The sequence below is a fragment of the Smaragdicoccus niigatensis DSM 44881 = NBRC 103563 genome, assembly GCF_000380645.1.
Taxonomy (GTDB): domain Bacteria; phylum Actinomycetota; class Actinomycetes; order Mycobacteriales; family Mycobacteriaceae; genus Smaragdicoccus; species Smaragdicoccus niigatensis.
The window spans coordinates 659,500-675,031 of sequence record NZ_AQXZ01000018.1 but is presented as its reverse complement, the minus strand read 5'-3'; the positions used below and the strand labels follow the sequence as shown (position 1 = coordinate 675,031).

14 protein-coding genes and 1 tRNA gene are annotated in these 15,532 nt (G+C 64.6%); 12 read left to right on the top strand and 3 right to left on the bottom strand.

The genetic code is table 11. The annotated features are described in order from the left end of the window. Window positions 1-29 precede the first annotated feature (29 nt). The 7 genes from F600_RS0119465 to F600_RS0119435 all read left to right on the top strand — a co-directional run bounded on the left by F600_RS0119465 (window position 30) and on the right by F600_RS0119435 (window position 8,263). Window positions 30-2,714 (top strand): DUF5691 domain-containing protein, encoded by a 2,685-nt coding sequence (locus F600_RS0119465; RefSeq protein WP_018162322.1) that lies wholly within the window; start codon window positions 30-32, stop codon window positions 2,712-2,714. Further along, window positions 2,711-3,793, top strand: coding sequence for an ATP-binding protein (locus F600_RS0119460; RefSeq protein WP_018162321.1), 1,083 nt, complete (start codon window positions 2,711-2,713; stop codon window positions 3,791-3,793). Before F600_RS0119465 ends, F600_RS0119460 begins: the two co-directional genes overlap by 4 nt. Further along, window positions 3,793-5,937, top strand: a complete 2,145-nt coding sequence (locus tag F600_RS0119455; RefSeq protein ID WP_018162320.1) for a DUF5682 family protein — start codon at window positions 3,793-3,795, stop codon at window positions 5,935-5,937. The genes F600_RS0119460 and F600_RS0119455 overlap by 1 nt, the downstream gene beginning before the upstream one ends. Further along, on the top strand, window positions 5,934-7,091 hold the full coding sequence (locus tag F600_RS0119450) for a VWA domain-containing protein (protein WP_018162319.1): 1,158 nt from the start codon (window positions 5,934-5,936) through the stop codon (window positions 7,089-7,091). The genes F600_RS0119455 and F600_RS0119450 overlap by 4 nt, the downstream gene beginning before the upstream one ends. Window positions 7,092-7,150: 59 nt before the next feature. After that, window positions 7,151-7,221 (top strand) — tRNA-Cys (locus F600_RS0119445). Between the two features lie 70 nt (window positions 7,222-7,291). Beyond that, window positions 7,292-7,750 carry a hypothetical protein gene (locus F600_RS0119440; RefSeq protein ID WP_018162318.1) on the top strand — a complete coding sequence of 153 codons (459 nt, stop codon included), beginning with the start codon at window positions 7,292-7,294 and terminating at the stop codon, window positions 7,748-7,750. Window positions 7,751-7,792: 42 nt separating this feature from the next. Beyond that, entirely contained in the window at window positions 7,793-8,263 is a 471-nt protein-coding gene (locus tag F600_RS0119435) for an SRPBCC family protein (RefSeq protein ID WP_018162317.1), read from the top strand. On the opposite strand, the gene F600_RS0119430 is transcribed toward F600_RS0119435, so the two are convergent. Further along, window positions 8,260-9,129: a LysR family transcriptional regulator gene (locus F600_RS0119430; RefSeq protein WP_018162316.1), complete on the bottom strand. Its 870-nt coding sequence runs from the start codon at window positions 9,127-9,129 to the stop codon at window positions 8,260-8,262. The two genes, F600_RS0119435 and F600_RS0119430, sit on opposite strands and share 4 nt — an antisense overlap. A 118-nt stretch (window positions 9,130-9,247) precedes the next feature. On the opposite strand from F600_RS0119430, the gene F600_RS0119425 reads away from it, so the two are divergent. The 5 genes from F600_RS0119425 to F600_RS0119405 are packed head-to-tail and all read left to right on the top strand — an operon-like array spanning window position 9,248 to window position 14,084. Next, window positions 9,248-10,693, top strand: a complete 1,446-nt coding sequence (locus tag F600_RS0119425) for a form I ribulose bisphosphate carboxylase large subunit (protein ID WP_026306735.1) — start codon at window positions 9,248-9,250, stop codon at window positions 10,691-10,693. Window positions 10,694-10,713: 20 nt separating this feature from the next. Next, the gene (locus F600_RS0119420) at window positions 10,714-11,133 is read left to right on the top strand and encodes a ribulose bisphosphate carboxylase small subunit (protein ID WP_018162314.1); all 420 of its coding nucleotides are present in this window, start codon (window positions 10,714-10,716) and stop codon (window positions 11,131-11,133) included. Then, window positions 11,130-12,131, top strand: coding sequence for an AAA family ATPase (locus tag F600_RS0119415; protein ID WP_026306734.1), 1,002 nt, complete (start codon window positions 11,130-11,132; stop codon window positions 12,129-12,131). Before F600_RS0119420 ends, F600_RS0119415 begins: the two co-directional genes overlap by 4 nt. A gap of 7 nt (window positions 12,132-12,138) precedes the next feature. Then, window positions 12,139-13,182 (top strand): class 1 fructose-bisphosphatase, encoded by a 1,044-nt coding sequence (locus F600_RS0119410; RefSeq protein ID WP_018162312.1) that lies wholly within the window; start codon window positions 12,139-12,141, stop codon window positions 13,180-13,182. Between the two features lie 20 nt (window positions 13,183-13,202). Then, window positions 13,203-14,084: a phosphoribulokinase gene (locus F600_RS0119405; protein ID WP_018162311.1), complete on the top strand. Its 882-nt coding sequence runs from the start codon at window positions 13,203-13,205 to the stop codon at window positions 14,082-14,084. A gap of 15 nt (window positions 14,085-14,099) precedes the next feature. Here the strand turns inward: F600_RS0119405 and F600_RS0119400 are convergent, their stop codons facing one another. Both F600_RS0119400 and sigK read right to left on the bottom strand, forming a co-directional pair. After that, a complete protein-coding gene (locus F600_RS0119400; RefSeq protein WP_018162310.1) occupies window positions 14,100-14,789 on the bottom strand; it encodes an anti-sigma factor in 690 nt (229 codons plus the stop codon). After that, window positions 14,786-15,394: an ECF RNA polymerase sigma factor SigK gene (sigK, locus tag F600_RS0119395; protein WP_081628956.1), complete on the bottom strand. Its 609-nt coding sequence runs from the start codon at window positions 15,392-15,394 to the stop codon at window positions 14,786-14,788. The genes F600_RS0119400 and sigK overlap by 4 nt, the downstream gene beginning before the upstream one ends. Window positions 15,395-15,532 lie beyond the last annotated feature (138 nt).

Sequence of the window (15,532 nt, the reverse complement as noted above, 5' to 3'; positions counted from 1 at the left end):
TTGTCAGGGGGTCCGCGTACGGTCGTGGCATGACGGCGCCCTGGACCGAGGAGCAGGTCCGTGCTCTCGCGCCGGATTCGAGCTCGTTCAGCGCCGCGCGCCCGCTCGCCAGTCGATGGAGGGAGACGGGGTCGCACGACTTGGCGGTGTGGGGCTTCTGCCAGGGGAGCGGCGCAAAGCCGTATCAAACGATCGTCGACGTGTCCGGTAGGGCGTACAAGTGCTCGTGCCCGAGCCGGAAGTTTCCGTGTAAGCACGCGTTGTCCTTGCTGCTGCTGTGGAGCTCGGGGCAGGTGCCGCCGGCCAGTGCGATCCCGGCGTTCGCTGGGGAGTGGGTGGAAGGCCGCCGCGCGAAGGCAGACCGCGAGGCCGTGCCCAAGACGTCCAACCCGGCGACCGTGGATCAACGCAAGGCACGCGTCGCTGCTGGTCTTGCGGAACTCGACACCTGGCTGACGGACCAAGTCCGGGCCGGGCTCGCGCAGAGCGACCGTTCGTTTGCCGCGTTCGAGGCGATCGCGGCCCGCATGGTCGACGCCCAAGCGCCCGGCGTCGCCGCGACGTTGCGTTCGCTGTTCAACGCCGTGGTGACGAAATCGCATTGGCCCGAAATTCTGCTGCGCGAGTACGGACGCCTTCACCTGCTGGTTCGCGCTCATCGCCAGCTCGATGATCTGCCCGCGGCGACTCAATCGGCCGTGCGCGCGCATGTTGGATACCCGATGCAGGCGGAAACCGTGCGCACGGAGCCGAAGGTCCGCGATCGCTGGATGTCGCTCGGCCGCAAGACAACCGAAGAGAATCGGCTGCACACCCGGCGGACGTGGCTGTTCGGTCGCCACACCAAACGCTGGGCGATGCTCGTCGAGCACTCGTTCGGCACCGCGACCTTCTCTCCCGAGGTTCCACCGCCGGGCACCAGTGTCGATGCGGACGTCCACTTCTACCCGGGCTCGGCTGGCCTGCGGGTGCAGTGGGGCGAACGTCACTCGAGGCCGGAGCCGTTTACGACGATCCCCGCAGCCGGCACGATCGATGAAGCGCTCACCGCGCACGCGACGGCGCTCGGTGCAGACCCGTGGATCAGGTCATGGCCGGCCCTCATCGCGGACGTGGTGCCCGTCGTGCGAGATCCCGCTTGGCAGCTCGTCGCGCGAGACGGAAACGCGCTGTCCCTGACGTCGGGCGCGCAAGCTTGGCAGTTGCTCGCGATCTCCGCCGGCCACCCCGTGACGGTGATCGGGGACTGGACGGCGGACGGCTTCGAACCCGTGTCCGCGTTTTCATCCGGACAGGTTTTCAATGTGAATCCCGAGCGGATCGCCACCGAAGCCCCCGCACGATCACAGTTCGCCGAGCTCGTTTCCGTCGCATTGGTGGGGACAGCACGGCGTTCGCCCGAACATGCTCATCTGGACGCGCCGGTCCGCGAAGTTCTCCTCGGCGCTGGCGAACCCGCGACCCGTCTTCTCGAAGCGGCGGCCTTGCAGTATGTGTTCCTCCGTGGCGGCGACGTGCCGGGTGTCGGTTCGTGCCCGGTCCCGGCTCCGGATGACGAGCGGATACCGCTTCCCCAGACTCCCGCCCGGAGGCTGGCGTGGATGCTGGCCACGAAGTCGGCATTCCTGCCTGAATGGTTCTCTGCAGCTGCGCCTTTCGACTATCGGCTGCCGGCGGAGCTGTGCGTTCAGGCACTCTGGGTGGCGGCCTCGGACGGGAAGCTGCGCGAACCGCTGCTCCGCCTGGCCGGCCCCCTCGGTCGGTGGCTGGCGGCCCAGAATCCGGAATGGTCGAGCCTGACGGAGTCGGGCGCCACCGAGGATGTGTGGCTCTTCGGCAGTCCACCCGAGCGCCGCGGCTGGTTTGCGGCGTTGCGAGGCCGCGAACCCGAGTTGGCGCGCGAAACGCTCGTGGCAAGTTGGGCGAAAGAGTCGGGACCGCTGAAGGCTGAACTGCTCGACGTGCTGGCTGACGGACTGTCGCTCGCGGACGAGTCCCTTCTCGAATCGGCGCTTGACGACCGTCGCGCCGATGTTCGAGCCTCGGCGTCACGGCTACTTTCTCGACTGCCCGGCTCGGCATTCGCGGATCGGATGGCGATCCGGTTGCATCGGTGGGTTCACGTCGACACCGCGGGTGTTCTCACCGTCGACCTGCCTGCCATGGTCGACGACGCGGACCGCCGCGACGGGCTCGGTGACGACCGACTCCGGCAGGTCATCGCGGCGTCACCGCTGTCGGTGTGGCCGCAGGTCCGCGAACTGCCCGATCGCTATCGGCAGTCGATTCTCGACGGCTGGATCGATGCGACCATTGCACAACGTGACTCGCGATGGGGGACGGCATTGTTCGGCTCGCACCGGCCGAGTGAGTTGTTTGGGCTGTTACCGCCAGACGAACAGATCAGACGGGTACAGGCCGCGGACCCCAAGAACCTGCCCCTGCTGCTTCCGGCGCTGCCGCATCCGTGGCCGGACCCCGTCGCGGACCACGTCCTCGGCCTGTTCGCCCGCCGAGCCCGCTCGACGGTCAGATTCTTCGAAGCGCCCGAGCGAGGCCTCGTGTCCGCCACAAGCGTCCATGCTCCCGTGTCCTTCGCACCGCATTTTGCGGCGCTCGCCCAAACACTTTCCGAACCGATCTGGCGACAGAACATTCAACGCATCGCCGATAACCTCGCCGAACGCGCATCCATGCTCGAGGAGTTGAAGTGACCACAGCCCTGCTGCGCCCACACGCCGAACAGGCCTATGCCGACGAACTGGCGGCGCTCGCCCAGGCCGACACCCGGCTGCGGCCCCCGTCGTGGAATCTCTCACCGTGGGCGGTCGTGACGTACCTGCTCGGCGGCACGCTCGACGACGGAACGGTCATCACGCCGAAGTACGTCGGTCCGCGACGGCTCATCGAAGTCGCGGTGGCGACGTTGGCAACCGATCGTGCGTTGCTTCTGCTCGGCGTCCCGGGTACCGCCAAAACCTGGGTTTCTGAACATCTTTCGGCGGCGATCAGCGGACGCTCGACGCTTCTGGTGCAAGGCACGTCAGGCACGGCCGAAGAATCCATCCGGTATGGATGGAACTATGCGCGGCTTCTTGCGGAAGGCCCCACTGCGGGTGCGCTCGTCGCGTCTCCGGTCATGACCGCGATGGAACTCGGCGCTATCGCCCGGATCGAAGAACTCACTCGTATCCCGTCGGATGTTCAAGACGCGCTCATCACGATCCTGTCCGAGAAGACCCTGCCCATTCCGGAACTCGCGAGTGAAGTGCAGGCGGCGAAGGGCTTCAACGTCATTGCCACGGCGAACGATCGCGACCGAGGGGTCAACGACCTGTCCTCGGCATTGCGTCGTCGTTTCAACACCGTCGTGCTGCCGTTGCCCGCCGACGAGGACTCCGAAGTCGCGATCGTTTCTCGTCGAGTCGAGCAGTTGGGTGCCGCACTGGAACTGCCGCAGGTTCCGGCGACCGCTGAGGAAGTTCGGCGCGTGGTGCGGGTATTCCGGGAGTTGCGGTCGGGCCTCACCGCGGATGGCCGGACGAAACTCAAATCGCCGTCGGGCACGCTGTCGACGGCGGAGGCGATCTCGGTGATCACCAACGGACTCGCGCTGTCTGCGCATTTCGGCGACGGCGTACTTCGCGCTTCGGACATTGCGGGGGCGGTGCTCGGCTCGGTCATCAAAGACCCGGTCGCCGACGCGGTGGTCTGGACTGAGTACCTCGAGGCCGTCGTGCGGGAACGTCCCGACTGGGCAGACTTCTACCGCGCCTGCCGCGAGATCGGCTGATGGCCACCACCCGCGTCTTCGGGATTCGGCACCACGGCCCCGGCTCGGCGCGATCGTTGCGCCAGGGGATCGAGGAGTTCGAACCCGACACGATTCTCATCGAGGGGCCGGCCGATGCCGATCCGCTGACCGGTCTCGTCACGGCCGAGGGGATGCACCCGCCGGTGGCCTTGCTCGCCTACGTGCCGGACACTCCGGCGCGTGCCGCGTTCTGGCCGTTCGCGGTGTTCTCACCCGAATGGCAGGCGTTGACGTACGCCGCCGAACACGACGTTCCCGTTCGATTCTGCGATCTGCCGTCGACGAATGTGCTTGTTTCGCATAGCAAGTCGACGAGTGGTGACCCGCTGGCACAGCTCGCCGCCGCAGCGGGATACGACGATCCTGAGCGCTGGTGGGACGCGGTGATCGAGTCGGTTCCGGACCGCGAAGCGTTCGACGCGATCACCGAGGCGATGGCCGAACTCCGTGAGGACGTCGATGAGCACACGCTGATCCGTGAGGCCTACATGCGGCAGACAATGCGCAAGGCCTTGAAGGAGGGAGCGGAACGGCTCGCGGTCGTGTGCGGAGCCTGGCATGCGCCTGCTCTGTCGGGAACGCTCGGTCCGGCTGTCGCCGATGCCCGACTGTTGAAAGGCCTCCCGAAGACAAAGGCATCAGTCACCTGGGTGCCCTGGACGCACTCCCGGTTGGCGGCGGTGTCTGGTTATGGCGCCGGTGTCACCTCGCCCGGCTGGTACCACCACCTGTTCGTCGAGACCGAGAAGCCGATCGCACGCTGGCTGACCAAGGTCGCGGGCGTGCTACGCGGCCACGATCTGCCGGTATCGAGCGCGCACATCATCGAATCGGTCCGGCTCGCCAACACCCTCGCAGCGTTGCGGGACCGACCGCTTGCCGGACTGTCCGAGGTGACCGAATCCGTGCGATCGGTGATGTGTGGTGGTGACGAGACGCTGGTCCGCTTTGTCATCAACGAACTTGTTGTCGGTGAGACGCTGGGCCAGGTTCCCGAGGAGACTCCGACGGTTCCGCTCGAAGCCGACCTGCGGGCGCGCATCCGCAGTCTTCGGCTCAAACAGGAGCCGCTGTCGCGGCAGGTCGATCTCGACCTTCGTAAAGACAATGACGTGCAGAAATCGCACCTCTTGCACCGCTTGCGACTGCTCGGGATCGAGTGGGGAGTGCCGACCGTCGGCGACGTCCGCAACACCGGCACCTTCCGGGAGACGTGGACGCTCCGTTGGGAGCCCGAGTTCGCGGTGCGCATCATCGAAGCGTCGCTGTGGGGGACCACGGTCGAGGCGGCGGCCGAGGCCAAAATCCTTGACACCGAGAAGAGTTCGGTCGGGGAGTTGGCCGAACTGCTCGAAATCGCCCTTCTCGCCGATCTCGGTGGTGCGACCGACGGCTTGATCACGCGACTCGAATCTGCGGCCGCTCTGGACCACGACGTGACACACCTGCTCAGCGCACTACCCGGGCTGATTCGCACGTTGCGCTACGGCGATGTGCGCGGCACCGATGTCAACGCTTTGGTCCACGTCGTCGACGGAATTCTGCTCCGAATCTGTGCCGGTCTCCCGAGTGCGGTCACCGGTCTCGACAGCGATGCGGCCGAGTCTCTCCGTGCGCTGATTGACGCGGCGCACATCGCGATCGCCACCCGCGACGATCCGCATGCGACGGATGAATGGCTGTCGACGATGCGCAAGATCGCCGATCGCGAGGATGTGCACGGCGCGATCGTGGGGCGCGCGGTCCGTCTTCTTGCCGACGCCGAACGCATCGACGACGCCTCGACCAGGTTCTCCGCAGCGTTGTCGGTGGGTAGCGCGCCGGCGGTCAAGGCCGCGTGGATCGACGGATTCCTCGGTGGTCGCGGACTGCTTCTCGTCCATGACCGAGAGTTGCTGAGTCTCATCGACAACTGGATGGGGACTCTTCCGGAAGAGCAATTCGTCGAGACCCTGCCCCTGCTGCGGCGGACGTTCGGGACCTTCGAGTCCGGCGAACGGCGTGCGATCGGCGAGACCTTGCGGGAAGGTCCGACTACCAGCAAAGCGGTCGCGAGCATCGACGTCGAACGGGGGCGCATCGCGATGCGAACCGCCGTGCAGATCCTCGGAGCGACGGGATGAGCACCGAGGAACGGCGGTGGCGGCTCGTTCTCGGAGGCCCGGCCGAAGAGTCGCTGGGCGGACTGGGGTCGGGCGAGGACCGCGCGATGGACCAGGCGCTGTCCGCTCTCTACAACACCGGAGACAGTGCCGATTCGTCGAAACGCTCTGGAGGACTGGGTAGTTCGGCGCCGCGGGTCGCGCGATGGCTCGGTGACATCCGGACGTACTTCCCGTCGACGGTCGTCGAGGTGATGCAACGTGACGCGGTCGAACGACTGAACCTCACGCAGTTGCTACTCGAACCCGAGTTGCTCGAATCGATCGAGCCCGACGTCCACATGGTCGGCACGCTGCTTGTCCTGAATCGCGTCATGCCGGAGACGACGAAGGCGACCGCGCGGACCGTCGTGGAGAAGGTCGTGCGCCAGATCGAAGAACGCATCGCTGCCAAAACGAAGTCAGCGGTGCAGGGGGCGCTGAACAGGTCGGCCCGGACAAGTCGGCCGAAGCTGCGCGACCTCGACCTCGACCGCACGATTCGGAAGAATCTCGCCCACTACCTACCGGAATACAAAACGATCGTGCCGGAGCGACTCGTCGGCTATGGCCGGCGCGCGCAGATGGTTCAGCGCGATGTCGTGCTCGCCATCGACCAGTCGGGGTCGATGGCCGCGAGCGTCGTGTTCGCGTCGGTGTTCGGTGCGGTGCTGGCGTCGATGCGTTCGCTCAAGACGTCGCTCGTCGTTTTCGACACCGAGATCGTCGATCTCACCGATCATCTCGACGACCCGGTTGATGTTCTGTTCGGCACGCAACTCGGTGGCGGGACAGACATCAATCGCGCCATCGCGTACTGCCAAGGCCTCATCACGCGCCCGGCGGAGAGCCTCTTCGTGCTCGTTTCCGACCTTTACGAGGGTGGCATTCGGCAGGAGATGCTCCGACGGATGAACCAGATGAAGGAATCTGGTGTGCAGATCGTCGTGTTGCTCGCGCTCTCCGACGAGGGTGCGCCTGCATTCGACCACGAGAACGCGACTGCCCTTGCCGCACTGGGTATTCCGGCCTTTGCTTGCACGCCGGACAAGTTCCCGGAGCTGTTGGCCTGTGCCCTCGATCGCGGGGACGTCGCGCGGTGGGCCTCGACCGCGAATCCGGCCGCGGGAGTTTGAATCTCGCGGATTTCAATCCTCGTCACAACGTCCTGGTTCGGCCACTATAGGTACGGTCTGCGGGTGTGGCCGAGTGGTTAGGTACCGGCCTGCAAAGCCGTTTACATGGGTTCGACTCCCATCACTCGCTCTAGTCGGCGGCACCGTAGGGTGCCGCCGACTCGGGCTTACTTGTCAGACCCCCGTGCTTGTCTTTTCTCATGGTCGCCACTCCACGTACCGCACACGAAGTCATCAGCACACTCACCGATTCTGACTGGGTCGAACTGGACCGGATCGTCCACCGACTCAACGCTCATGCCTGGAACCTCGTCGACTGGGTTTCCCCCGAGGAATTCTTCGAAGACGAATGGCCGCAGGAGGTTCCCCTCTTCGATCCCATCGCTGAGGAGGCAATCGAGTTCATCTACCGATGCCTCACCTTCCGCGATGGCCGTCGCCTGGCGCTGAGCGAGCTTCGCGGCTATGCCGATGGTGTTGTCGCTTTGCTGCGCAAGCCGCTCGGTGAGCTGTCGATAGTCGAGGCCGTCACCCGGATCTCGGTCATCGCCGAGAACGACCACCGCGTCGGGGATGCGTTCGCCTACGCCTTCGACACGGGCGAGATCGTCGACCTCCTCGAGCGGCTACTCGATTTCCGTCAGCGTAAAGCGGCATAGCAGGCAGACTCATACTCACCGTGATCGGCGAGGAGAGTCCCGATGTTCAAACTGCAGCCGTGCGACGCATCGTTCTTCGAGACCGCGCCACAGAAGCACCGGTACACGCTCGACCTGCCGGTTCCCCCAGAGCAGGTCTGGTTTGACCTGACCAGCGACGATCCGCTGGGCTGGTGCCGCTTGCTGAGTGGTCGGTGGACGTCGAAGCGGCCGTATGGCGTGGGCACGACGCGAAACATGGCCGTCGGCAAACTTCTTCGCTTGGAGGAGGAGTTCATCGTCTGGGAGGAAGGCAAGCGGTATTCGTTCATGGTGAAGGAAGCGAATCTGCCGGTCTTCCGTCGGTTCGCCGAGGACTACCGGATCGAACCGACGATCCTCGGTTCGCAGTTTGTCTGGACGTTCGCCTACGAACCTGCCCCGCAGGTCCGGCCCGCGATCGCGATGCGGCTACCGAACGAGGCGCTGTTCCGGACCTTCATCTCGGACACCAAGCGGCACTTTCGCCGCTAGGCGAACGCCTCGGCACCGAACTGCTCGACGTCGGTGATGTGCTCGATGAACAGTTGGGCTGCGGGCATGAAGGTGTCCGTCGTGATGACGTGCCACGGTCGATCGAGAGGTGTGCCCTCGACCGGGAGAATCTCGAGCCGACCGGCGTCGATGTCTGATTGAACGGCGTCGGAGTGCACCAATGCGACGCCGAGTCCGGCGCGGGCGCCGGCGACGACCGCACCGTGTGTTCCGAGGGTCATCGTGGGTGGCGTGATGGACAGCTCTTCGAGAAGCCGGAGTGTCGAGGCGCGCGTACCCGACCGCTCGCTGCGCAACAGCCAGGTCGCGGTGTCCGGGTCCAATCGGTGCGCGGGGTCGCCCACGACGATGAGAGTGGCGGGTCGGCGGGCTCGGGTCACGAAGCCCATGCCGTGCGGGGGGCGGCCCGCGATGACGACATCTGACTCGTGGTGGGCGAGGTCGGCGAACAGGTCATCGCGGGAGCGGATCGACAGGTTGAGCTCGATGCTGGGGTATCGATCGCGGAAGGCAGCCAAGAGGGGGAGAAGTACGTACTCGCCCACGGTGGCGACGACTCCGATACGCAGGCGACCCTCCTCGGCGTTTCGGACCGCAGCGCGAGCCTCCTTCATGAGCCCCAGGATCGTGCGGCAATAGTCGGCGTAGACGGTGCCCGCGTGGGTGAGTTCGATACCCCGGCCCGACCTGGCGAGAAGCTTTGCACCCAGACCTTTTTCGGTTTGGGACACCGCGGTGGACACCGCGGCCTCCGTGACGTGCAGGTGTTCGGCGGCGGCGCGAATGCTTCCGTGGCGGGCGACCGCGAGGAAGGTGCTCATGCGGGCGGCGCTCACTTCGGTCACCGCAAAAGCTTAACTGATTGATTAAGTAAGAGTCAGAAAAGTTTGAATTGTGGTTAGAGGATGTGTGCGTAATCCTTGCTGTGAAGCAGTTCACAGTCACATGCACCAGGAGGCATTCATGGCGGACGAGACCGCGAAGGACCGGTGGGATCCGGGTGTTCAGTCGTACGCAGGTATGGGGTACTGGAACCCCGACTACCAGCCGAAGGACACTGACGTCCTCGCCGTCTTCCGTGTGACCCCGCAGGACGGCGTCGACCCGATCGAGGCTGCTGCTGCTGTCGCCGGTGAGTCCTCGACCGCGACGTGGACCGTTGTGTGGACCGACCGCCTGACCGCGAACGACCACTACCAGGCCAAGGCCTACCGCGTCGACGCTGTGCCGGGCCGCCCGGGCGAGTACTTCGCCTACATCGCTTACGACATCGACCTCTTCGAAGAGGGTTCGATCGCGAACCTGACCTCGTCGATCATCGGCAACGTCTTCGGCTTCAAGCCGCTCAAGGCGCTCCGCCTCGAGGATCTCCGCATCCCGGTCGCCTACGTCAAGACCTTCCAGGGTCCGGCGCACGGCATCGTCATGGAGCGCGAGATGCTCAACAAGTACGGCCGTCCGCTCCTCGGCGCGACGATCAAGCCGAAGCTCGGCCTCTCGGCCCGCAACTACGGCCGCGTTGTGTACGAGGCGAACCGTGGTGGTCTCGACTTCACCAAGGACGACGAGAACATCAACAGCCAGCCGTTCATGCGCTGGCGTGACCGCTTCCTCTACTGCATGGAGGGCGTCAACAAGGCCACGGCCGCGACCGGTGAGATCAAGGGTCACTACCTCAACATCACCGCCGCCACCATGGAAGACATGTACGAGCGCGCCGAATTCGCCAAGGAAATCGGCTCCGTCGTCGTCATGATCGACCTCACCATCGGTTACACCGCGATGCAGTCGATGGCGAACTGGGCGCGCAAGAACGGTGTGCTCCTGCACCTGCACCGCGCCGGCCACTCGACCTTCACGCGTCAGAAGACGCACGGTGTCAGCTTCCGTGTTCTCGCCAAGTGGGCTCGCCTCATCGGTGTCGACCACGTGCACGCCGGAACCGTCGTCGGCAAGCTCGAGGGCGACCCGGCCACGACCGCGGGTTACTACGACACCCTGCGTGACGACTTCATCCCGACCAACTTGGGCAACGGCATCTTCTTCGACCAGAACTGGGCGTCGATGCCAGGAGTCATGCCGGTCGCGTCCGGTGGTATCCACGCCGGCCAGATGCACCAGCTCGTCACGCTGTTCGGTGACGACGTCATCCTGCAGTTCGGTGGTGGAACGATCGGTCACCCGATGGGTATCGCCGCTGGTGCCGAGGCCAACCGCGTTGCGCTCGAAGCCACCATCAAGGCTCGCAACGAGGGTCGCGACCTGATGATCGAGGGCCCGGACATCCTCCGCAAGGCCGCGGAGAACAACCGTCCGCTGCAGGCTGCACTCCAGACCTGGGGTGACGTGACCTTCGACTACACCTCGACCGACGCGCCGGACGCCGTTCCGACGCCGACCAGCGTCTGATCCAGAAGGAGACCAGAACAATGACTCTCCGCCACGGAGCCTTCTCGTACCTGCCGGACCTCACCGACTCCGAGATCGCCGCACAGGTGCGCTACGCACTGCTCAACGGCTGGCCGGTGTCGATCGAGTACACCGACGACCCGCACCCGCGCAACGTCTACTGGGAGATGTGGGGCCTGCCCCTGTTCGACCTCGACGAGCCGGACGGCGTTGTCGCTGAGATCAACGAGTGCCGTAAGACGTTCCCGAACCACTACATTCGGGTCCTCGCTTACGACGCCAACCTCGGTCGCCAGACCACCGCGCTGAGCTTCCTGGTTCAGCGTCCGGCGCACGAGCCGGGCTTCCTGCTCACCCGTACCGAGGGTGCGGACCGCCGCCAGTCGTACTCGATCCAGTCGTACGCGACCACCAAGCCGGAAGGCGAGAGGTACGCGTGAGCAATCCCCACTCGGGGTTCACCATGTACCGGCCGGGCGCTGCGAACCAGCGCCCGGCCTCACCAATTAACAGCCAGCCTGCTCCGGAGCCCGAGCCGGTCGAAAAGGCAGTGCTGGCAGACGACGCGCAGCTCGACCTCGCCCATGATGAGGCGCGTGCCGCCGTCGACGAGACGCTGACCAAACTCGACGCGGAGCTTGTCGGCCTGGCGAACGTCAAGCGGCGCGTCCGCGAGATCGCCGCACTGCTGCTCGTCGATCGCGCTCGTGAGCAGTTCGGCCTCACGTCGAGCCGTCCGACAATGCACATGAGTTTCACGGGCGGTCCGGGCACCGGCAAGACGACCGTCGCCCTACGTATGGCCGAAATGCTGCATGCTCTCGGCTACATCCGGAAGCCCAAGGTCCACGTCGTGACCCGCGACGACCTGGTCGGCCAGTTCATCGGTCACACTGCACCGAAGACCAAGGAAGCCATCGCCAAAAGCGCTGGCGGCGTGCTGTTCATCGACGAGGCGTACTACCTGTACCGCCCGGAGAATGAGCGTGACTACGGTCAGGAAGCGATCGAGATCCTGCTCCAGGAGATGGAGAACGACCGCGGGAACCTCGTGGTCATCTTCGCCGGCTACCCGGACCGGATGAACACCTTCTTCACGTCGAACCCCGGCTTGTCCTCGCGCGTGGCACACCACATCGAGTTCGAGGACTACAAGCACGACGAACTGTTGCAAATCAGTGAAATCATGCTGGACCGAGAGAATTTCCAGTTCGACTCACAAGCCAGAGTTGCCTTCGGTGAGTACCTGACGCTTAGGATGACGCAACCGCGATTCTCCAATGCGCGAAGCGTGCGCAATGCGATCGACCGTTGTCGGCTCCGGCAGGCCAAACGCCTTGTTGAGCTACAGCGTCCCTTGACCAAAGACGACCTGATCACGCTCACCGAGAATGACATTCGGGGTAGCAGCGTCTTCAGTGTCGCCACGGCCGACTGAAGGTCACATGCCAAACCGACACAAGACGCTCACGCGCTACACGATCGAAGAACAACACCGATACCCGCGGGCGTCCGGTGAGTTCTCGGCGTTGTTGAACGTGATTGCCACGGCCGCGAAGATCATGACGAACCATGTGACGCGCGGGCCCATCATGGGATCGACCGGGCAGAGCGTCTACCGTCAGCTCGACGCGCTGTGTCACGACATCCTCGTCAACGAGACACAGTGGGCGGGACAGCTTTCCGGGATCTTGTCGGAGGGGTCCCGGGAAGTCATCAACATCCCGAGCGGTTATCGGCGCGGCAAATACCTTCTGGTGCTCGATCCGCTCGACGGTTCGAGCAACATCGACGTCAACATGCCGGTGGGCAGCATCTTCAGCGTGCTGCGCGCGCCGGTCGGGGTCGAGGACCCGCGGGATGTCGACTTCCTCCAGCCGGGAACCGAGCAGGTGGCGGCTGGATTCACGCTTTTCGGTCCGGCCACGATGCTGGTGCTGACAACCGGAAACGGGGTGGACGGTTTCACCCTCGACCGCGAGATCGGCGCGTTCGTCCTGACGCATCCGAAGATGCACATTCCGGGTGACTGCACCGGCTTCTCGATCAACGCCGCGAAGGGGCGGTTCTGGGAGCCGCCGGTTCGCCGGTATGTCGACGAGTGTCTGCAGGGTTCGGCCGGTCCGCGTGGGCGGGACTTCAACATGCGATGGGCAGCGTCGCTCGTCGCGGACACGTTCCAGATCCTGACGCGCGGCGGCATCTACCTGTTTCCGGCGGACACGCGTGACACTGAGCCCGGTCGGGTGGCGTTGCTCTACGGCGGCAACCCGATTGCCTTCCTCATCGAGCAGGCGGGCGGCCGGGCCAGCACGGGCCATGAACGGGTGCTCGAACTGCAGCCCACCAGGCTTCACCAACGGATTCCGCTCATCTTCGGCTCGCGCAATGAAGTCGAGCGGATCGAGACGTATCACCTGGCCCCCGAGGTGCACTCCGCCGGTTTCGACACCTCGCTGTTCGCAACCCGCTCCCTGTTCAAGTACTAGCCACCCGAGTAGGAGATCCAATGTCGGTCAAGCACCCAGTTGTTGCGATCACCGGTTCGTCGGGCGCCGGCACTACGTCCGTGACGAAGACTTTCCAGGAGATTTTCCGGCGTGAAGGCATCAAGCCAGCGCTGGTTGAAGGCGACTCGTTCCATCGGTACAACCGCGAAGAGATGAAGCTCGCGATGGCCGACCACGAGAAGGAGCACAACAACCACTTCTCGCACTTCGGCCCGGAGGCGAACCTCCTCAAGGAACTCGAGACGCTGTTCAAGGAGTATGGGCAGACCGGCGTCGGAACCGTCCGGAAGTACCTCCACAACGAAGATGAGGCGAAGCCGTACGGCCTGCCGCCGGGAACCTTCACCCCGTGGGAAGACATCAATCCCGGTACCGACCTGCTGTTCTACGAGGGCCTGCACGGAGCGGTGGTCACCGAGAACGTCAACATCGCGAAGTACGCTGACCTGCTCGTTGGCGTCGTGCCGATCATGAACCTGGAGTGGATTCAGAAGGTTCACCGGGACAAGCACTCTCGCGGATACTCCGACGAGGCGATCATCGACACGATCCTGCGCCGGATGCCGGACTACGTGAACTACATAACTCCGCAGTTCTCGCGTACCTACATCAACTTCCAGCGCGTGCCGACCGTCGACACGTCGAACCCGTTCACGGCCCGCACGATCCCGACCGCCGATGAAAGCTTCGTCATCATCCGGTTCTCGGACCCCAAGGGCATCGACTTCCCGTACCTGCTGTCGATGCTGCATGACTCGTTCATGTCGCGCGCGAACAGCATCGTCGTGCCGGGCGGCAAGATGGAACTGGCGATGCAGTTGATCTTCACGCCGCTCATCCTCCGTCTCATGGATAAGCGGCCCAGGCGCGCTCAGCAGTAGCGCACCTACTTCGGTCTACAGGTTCGCGACCGCGATCGGGGTCATGGTCGGCTGCTTTGAACCCGCTGCCGGCTCGATGGTCAGGGCCAATGCGGTCGACGTTCCGAGCTTGGCGACGGTGATCTCCTTGCCCGGGTCGCCGACGACTCCGGCCGACTTGGGGGAGCCGTCGATGTACCACAGCTGGTACGCCTTGCCGGACGCCACTGACACTGCGGACTTGAAACGCACGACTGCGGCATCGAGGTGGCGTGAGAACGTCACCTCGAGCACGCCGCCGCCGGTGATCGGCACTTCCCGGACCTGACGGTCGGGTGCGGACGTCACCGATTGAGCCAGCGTGATTTCGGTCGGTTGGTTCATCCGGTTGACGACCACGAGCGAACCGCCGAAGAGCGCCAGCGCGGCGGCGAGTCCGGCCACAGCGAGGGTCCATCGGTGGCGCAGCGGAACAACATTCGACCGCGCCGGCTTATCAATCGAGTCGAGAACCTTCCTCCGCAGCGACGCCGGGGGATCGACCGCAGTCGAGTCCGACAGATCCGCCATGGTCTCGCGAATCTCGGCGACCTTCCGGTCAAACGCCGCGCGAGTCGCGGGGGATGCATGCGCGAGTCGATCTTCGATTTCGGCGAATTCGTCGGGAGCGAGTGCCTCGAGAGCGTACGGATACGCGAGGTCGAGAAGTTCGTCGTTGTCGTTCATCGGGTCACCCCCAAACATTTTCCGAGGCTGATGAGGCCGTCTCTGATACGCGATTTCACTGTGGGCAATGCGGCCCCGACGTGCTCTGCGACCTCTGGATAGGTGAGGCCGCGGTAGTAGGCGAGGTCGATCGCCTCTCGCTGCTTGTCGGTGAGGGACTGCAGGCAGCCACGAACTTCCGCGGATTCCAGCCGAGCAGTCACGGTTTCCGACACCTCGTCGTGTGGCGTCGTCCCCGAGGACGCGAGGAAGGCAGTGTCCCGCACGCGGCCGGATTGTTCGGATCGCACGCGATCGATTGCCCGACGGTGCGCCATCGTGATGATCCACGAGAGGGCTGAACCTCGCGCCGCGTCGAAATCGCGTGCGGTTCGCCAAATCTGCAGGTAGACATCCTGTGCGGTTTCCTCGCTGTACGCCGGGTTGCGAAGCGTCCGCACGATCACGCCGTAAACGCGCGCACTCGTGGCGTCGTAGAGCGCCGCGAATGCTTGCCGATCAGCGCCCGCGACGCGGACGAGCAAGTCATCGAGGTGCTGGGACTCGAATGCGAGTCTGCCGCGATCGCTCATCGGCGGTGCCTGCAACAAGGCGATGCCGGACATGCGCACCGCCTCCTTCTGGTTGAAATGGAACAACCAGTATTCGACGCCGCGCCGACATCAGATGGGTGACCTGCACCACCAATCCGCGTCACCGTCCGCACCGAACTTCGCAGTAGATGCGCATTTTCACGCTCACCG